Origin of the sequence: Segeticoccus rhizosphaerae (assembly GCF_009192725.1) — a bacterium.
Lineage (GTDB): Bacteria > Actinomycetota > Actinomycetes > Actinomycetales > Dermatophilaceae > Segeticoccus > Segeticoccus rhizosphaerae.
The window spans coordinates 1-4,611 of sequence record NZ_VOHR01000296.1; the positions used below are offsets into that span (position 1 = coordinate 1).

At 71.2% G+C, this 4,611-nt stretch carries 6 protein-coding genes; 1 reads left to right on the plus strand and 5 read right to left on the minus strand.

The window, feature by feature from the left end; all coding sequences use genetic code 11:
* The 3 genes from FRW57_RS24815 to FRW57_RS17585 all read right to left on the minus strand — a co-directional run.
* The coding region (locus FRW57_RS24815) for a hypothetical protein (RefSeq protein ID WP_152186603.1) at positions 1 to 1,305 on the minus strand (1,305 nt) is incomplete at its 3' end.
* Positions 1,302 to 2,150: a hypothetical protein gene (locus tag FRW57_RS17580; protein WP_152186604.1), complete on the minus strand. Its 849-nt coding sequence runs from the start codon at positions 2,148 to 2,150 to the stop codon at positions 1,302 to 1,304. The genes FRW57_RS17580 and FRW57_RS24815, both read right to left, overlap by 4 nt.
* Positions 2,147 to 2,431 (minus strand): DUF6112 family protein, encoded by a 285-nt coding sequence (locus FRW57_RS17585; RefSeq protein ID WP_152186605.1) that lies wholly within the window; start codon positions 2,429 to 2,431, stop codon positions 2,147 to 2,149. The genes FRW57_RS17580 and FRW57_RS17585 overlap by 4 nt, the downstream gene beginning before the upstream one ends.
* Before the next feature lie 350 nt (positions 2,432 to 2,781).
* Between FRW57_RS17585 and FRW57_RS17590 the strand changes: the two genes are divergently transcribed.
* Positions 2,782 to 3,483 carry a Crp/Fnr family transcriptional regulator gene (locus tag FRW57_RS17590; RefSeq protein WP_152186606.1) on the plus strand — a complete coding sequence of 234 codons (702 nt, stop codon included), beginning with the start codon at positions 2,782 to 2,784 and terminating at the stop codon, positions 3,481 to 3,483.
* A 44-nt stretch (positions 3,484 to 3,527) separates the two neighbouring features.
* On the opposite strand, the gene FRW57_RS17595 is transcribed toward FRW57_RS17590, so the two are convergent.
* Both FRW57_RS17595 and FRW57_RS17600 read right to left on the minus strand, forming a co-directional pair.
* Entirely contained in the window at positions 3,528 to 4,052 is a 525-nt protein-coding gene (locus FRW57_RS17595; RefSeq protein ID WP_162529405.1) for a hemerythrin domain-containing protein, read from the minus strand.
* 114 nt (positions 4,053 to 4,166) lie between these two features.
* The coding region (locus tag FRW57_RS17600; protein ID WP_203230393.1) for a VIT1/CCC1 transporter family protein at positions 4,167 to 4,611 on the minus strand (445 nt) is incomplete at its 5' end.

Consider the following 4,611-nt stretch of genomic DNA (forward strand, 5'->3'; position numbering starts at 1 on the left):
CCCGGCCGCGGCACCGGAGGACGCGGCGCGCGTTCCACCCGCGGGCGCGCCGGTCGCCGAGGAGCCGGCACTCGTTGCGGGCGTACAAGCTGCTGTTTGGGTGGATCCCGACCCGGCAGCGATGTTCTCCGCGCCACCGTCGGCCGCGACCGCTGGCCTGCCGGTGGTGGTCGAGGGGGTCTGGGCGGCGGTGTCGGCGCCGGTGTCGGTGGTGGAGCGTTGGTCGGCCTGGTCGTAGATGGCCTGGCTGCTGTCCCCGGACTGACCACCGGTTCCGGTGGTGGCCTCCCCCGACTGGCTGGCGTCACCGCGGGCTATCTGCCCGCCGGCGGCGCTGTTGCGGGACAGGGCGGTGGAGGCGTGGCTGTGCAGGGCGTGCATCTTCGCTGGGGCGGCGATGACGGTGGCGGCGCCGGCGGGTGCTTGCGCGGCATACGCGTGGGCGCCGGCCAGGGCGTCGCCGGTGAAGTGGAACATCTTGATCGCCACCCACGGGGCGAAGCCGCCCATCAGCAGGATCAGCGACCCGGTCGCCAGCTGGGTGACGCCCTGCCCCACCCCACTCCCTGATTGTCCGGCGCCTTCGACCACGGAGATGCCGACCATCATGATGATGACCAGCAGCAGCTTGGACACGATCATCGCGGCCATGAACTCGATCCAGCGCCGGACCCAGGAGCGGGTGATGTCGGCGGTCGCGCCGGAGAACGCCAACGGGGTCAGCACGGCGGCGATGATGATCATCATCTTGCGGATCATCATCGCCGCCCACACCACCACCACCGCGGCGAGCACGACGATCGAGAACAGCAGCAGCGCGGCCGGGTTGGCCAGGCCACCGCTGGTCAGGTTCGCCAACTGCAACTGTCGACCCAGGCCGGGCATGTTGGTGTTCATCGCGTACCGCACCACCCCGTCGGACAGGGCGTCGACGACGCCGAGCAGGATCTTGGCGACGGTCAGCGCGAACGCCGACGCGAGCAGCGCGACCAGCAGGCCCTTGACTGCCCGGCCCAAGGCGCCGGGTTCGCGGCGCAGGGTGGCGGTGATGACCTGCAGCACGAACAGGCCCAGGCACAGCACGGCGGCGATCGCGCCGGTCACGGCCAGGTCGGTGCCCAGGTGTGGGGAGTCCAGGTTGATCGAGGTCGCCGAGCCCAGCTCGTCCCACAGCCAGGTGGTGGCCTTGGACGCGGCCTGGGCGAACCAGCCGGCGATGTTGCTGAACGCGTCGTGGGTCGCGGCGGTGGCGGCCTGTCGGATCCGGCAGATCGGGTTGATCGCGTTGATGCCGTGGCAGCTCACGACGAGGTCACCGGCTTGGTGGTGTAGTCCACCAGCAGCACCAGCCCGTAATGCCTTCGTGTTGGCGGGCCTTCGAGGTTAATGGTCAGCGCGACACTGGTGACGCTGGTGTGCTGGTGGCCGTTCTGGCGGGTGTGCAGGGTGACCTGGGCGTCGACTTCGCGGGCGGTGATGCCCGGGTCGCTGATCTGCCCGTTCGCGAGGGCGGCGGACCAGGTGACCGGTTCGGTGACCCGCTGGATCTGCACGGTGGTGTGGCCGTGGCGGGCGGCCAGGGTGTCCCAGACGCCGGGGGCCGGGACCGGGCCGGGGCCGTCGAAGCCCTCCTGGACCGAGGCGACCGCCAGCTTCGGCCGCAGCTCCTTGGGGACCAGGCCGACCACGGACGGCTCGGCCGTTGCCGCGGCCTGGGACTGCACCCATGCCAGCAGGTTCGACCGTGGGGTGGCGTAGTCCTGGGTGAGCAGCCCGCGGACCAGTGCCGCGGCATACAGGTCGGGTTGGGAGCGGTCCTGAGCACTGATCACCGGCTGCCCGCTCGTCCTCTTCGCTGTGACGGGCTGCATGGACCGCAGCCACTGCAGGCTGCCGGTCAACGCGCTGCGGTCCTCCCGGCTCAACGGGCTCGCCTTCGAATGCGGATCGGCCTGCGGGGCGGTGTGGCCGCTGCTGGGTGCCGGGCGTGCCGGCTCGGTGGTGGCCGGCGCGGCAGGGGAGCTCGCCTGGTGGTGGGTGGCCCGGTGCGAGACGACCGCGGCCAGTGCGAGTAGCGCCGTAAGCATCACGATCACCATCGCCAACGCGGTGTGGCGGTGGGTCGACAGCCAGTCCGTCACGCGGGTCATGACAGGTGCCCGCCCTGGGCGTCGAAGAAGTTGACCAGGAACGTCGCGCCGCCGATCAGGAACGCGGCGGCCATCGCGACCAGCACCCCGGTCTTGCCCTTCCCCGCCACGTGCGGGTTGCCGCTGTGCGACCCGATCGCCCAGGCGATCGCGGAGATCGCGACCCCGGCCACCGAGGCGACCAGGCCGAAGGTCAGCAGCGCGCCGACCATCGTCTCCAGGGCGTGGATGCCGGGCAGGCCGGTCCGGTTGGGCTTGATGTTGACGCCGGTGATCACCATGGCGGTGAACCTCTTTCCGAAACCAGAGCTGGGTGTCGTGCTGACACCCACGACTACCGCCCGGCGGGTACACCATCCGGAATCGCCGTTGAGGAGGGCGCGGGTTCGGTGGCGCAGATTCGCTAGATTTTGCTATCGGCGCGCTGACCGGCGCCGCGCTCCGCAGGCCACTCGACGGCTGCGGGCCAGCTCGCTCAGGGTAGAGCGCAGCCAAAGCCACTCCGGCCACGTGTACCCTCCGCACGGGAACTGGTCCCGACCGCTGGCCCGGGTGCACTACTGGACCCACCGCTGGCACGACTTTGGCCTCCCGGAGACCACCCGTGGTGGGATGACGTCAGGAGGCCACGATGACTACCCCCGCGTCGCGCGACGGCCACGACCACCGGCTGGCGTGCGTGAACCTCGTACCGCTGTTCGCGGACCTGTCCGCCGACGACCGGCGACAGGTCGCCGATGTCGCGGTGAACCGTCACTATGAGCGGGGTGAGCAGGTGCACCGGCCGGGAGAGCGCCCGGCGCTGCGGATCGTGCACCGCGGGCGGTTGAAGGTGCACCGAATCAACGAGTCCGGCGCGGAGCAGCTGCTGCGGATCCTCTTCCCCGGGGACTTCCACGGCGAGACGTCTTTGTTGACGAGGCGATCCGTCGACTCCTGGGCAGAAGCGCTCGAGCCGGCGGAGGTCTGCGTTCTGGGTGCCGACCGGGTCGAGCGGCTCTTGCGCGAACGCCCCGAGGTCGCGTTGCGCATGTTGGCCTCGGTCTCGGCACGGCTCGCCGACGCCGAGCAGCAGGTCTCCTCGATCACCGGGGCCTCGGTGGCCCGGCGCCTCGGCGAGCACCTGCTCGAGCTGGCCCAGGAAGCCGGTTCGACGACGTTCCGGCTGCCCTCGACCAAGAAGGACCTGGCCTCCTACCTCGGCACGACCCCGGAGACCCTGAGCCGGCGGCTCGGCGCGCTGCAGGACGCCGGGCTGGTGCGACTCGGTGCCAAGGGTCTGGTCGAAATCCCGGACCCCGCAGAGCTGCGCGCGGCGACGGCCGGGGCCTGAGCATCCGCCATACGGAGTGCTCGCGACCCCGGCCGTGGCCGGCCTCAACCGTGGGCGTGGCCGTGCCCGGTCTGGTGACCGTGTCCGCCGCCTACCGCATCGGCCAGGGACACCCCCGGCGCCGCGAGCAACAGCGGCAGGATCATCTCGTTCTCCTTGCGCTGGTGGCTCTCGAAGGCCTCGTAGACCGCCCGACCGTAGGCGGCCGCGGCTACGCCCTCGCTCTCGCCGAAGAGCGCGACCAGACGTTTGATCAGGAGGTGCTCGCGCACCATCGCCTCGACCAGCAGCCTCCCCTCGGGCAGCTCGCTCGCAGCGTGGTAGGTGGTCTGCTCCTCCTCGTCGGCGTGCGGCACCAGCACCTCCTGGAACCACTCGTCCAGCCGGCCGCGAACCTCCTGCTCCACCTCCGGTGCGGCATCGCGCAGGGCTGCGGTGAGCCGGTCGAGCTCGTCCACCATGTGGGCGTGGTGGATCCTGATCTGCTGGGCCAGCTCCTCGTCGGCGTGCCGGTCGAGGACTGTGGGCTCGGTCGCCGGTGTCGTGCTGGGGACGGTCTGGGCGGTCATGGTGCTCTCCTTTTCAGGTGGCGAGGTCTGCTCCTCGCCGTTGGTCTCATTCCACGGCATCCGGGGCCCGGGCGCCTTGATCCACATCAAGATCCGGCCTTCGCTGATCGCCGGTTACAGCTGCATGCCGACGAACGAGCCGATGAGCCAGGTCACAGTCATGGCCGCCAGGCCGCCGAGGACGGCGCGCGAGGCGCCTCGCAGCTTCGACGCGTCGCCGAGGTGCGCGGCGGTGACACCGGTGAGCAGCAGCGCGGCGAGCACGGCGGCGAAGGTGGCCGGCACGGCGATGCTCGCGGGGGCCAGCAGCACCGTCAGCAGCGGCACCAACGCGCCCGCGATGAACGCGATCATCGACGCCCAGGCGGCGTGCCATGGGTTGGTCAGCGCGTCCTCGTCGGCGTCGAGCTCGGCGGTCGACCGCGCGACGAGCGCGTCCCGCTGACTGGAGACCGAGACATACTCACCGACCGCCATCGACAGGGCCCCGGCCACGGTGGCCGCCACTCCCGCCGCCAGCAGCGCCCCGGACCCGACCGCGGCCCCGGCCACGCCGACG

Coding starts and splice junctions, on each gene's coding strand:
- FRW57_RS17590 (WP_152186606.1), top strand. CDS start 2,782: ATGACTACCCCCGCGTCGCGCGACGGCCACGACCACCGGCTGGCGTGC.
- FRW57_RS17595 (WP_162529405.1), bottom strand. CDS start 4,052: ATGACCGCCCAGACCGTCCCCAGCACGACACCGGCGACCGAGCCCACA.
- FRW57_RS17580 (WP_152186604.1), bottom strand. CDS start 2,150: ATGACCCGCGTGACGGACTGGCTGTCGACCCACCGCCACACCGCGTTG.
- FRW57_RS17585 (WP_152186605.1), bottom strand. CDS start 2,431: ATGGTGATCACCGGCGTCAACATCAAGCCCAACCGGACCGGCCTGCCC.